Raw genomic sequence first — 394 nt, 5'->3', positions numbered from 1 at the left:
TCGTTCGCGAGACCGGCGCCAAGACGATCCATTATCTCTATGACTTCGGCGACAGCTGGGACCATGTGATCAAGCTCGAAAAATGGTTCGACAACACCACGACAGAGGGCCTGCCCCTCCTGCTCGAGGCAGCCGGTCGTTGTCCTCCGGAAGACGTCGGCGGTGCGCCGGGTTATGCCGAATACCTCGAAGCCATCGGCGACCCCACCCATCCAGAGCACGAACATATGCGCCTCTGGGGCCCGGAGCCGTTCGATCCCAACGTCGTCGACCGGAAGGCGCTCGAAGCCGCCGTCAACGCGTTGTCCGACGCATGGAAACCGCGGCGACGCGCCACGCGAACAAGATAGGCGTCAAGCGCCATTCAAAAGGGCCGCAGAGCTACGCTTACGGT

The 394-nt window shown here is 62.4% G+C and carries 1 protein-coding gene; it reads left to right on the top strand.

Features of this window, described 5'->3' with window-relative positions; all coding sequences use genetic code 11:
- Window positions 1-350: plasmid pRiA4b ORF-3 family protein (locus AC5ZFO_RS48325; protein WP_496124313.1), on the top strand; the 350-nt coding region annotated here is incomplete at its 5' end.
- Between the last annotated feature and the right edge of the window lie 44 nt (window positions 351-394).

This window comes from Bradyrhizobium sp. Unk1, from assembly GCF_059512345.1.
Note: the sequence above shows the minus strand (reverse complement) of the source record. Positions and strands in the feature narration are given on the sequence as shown.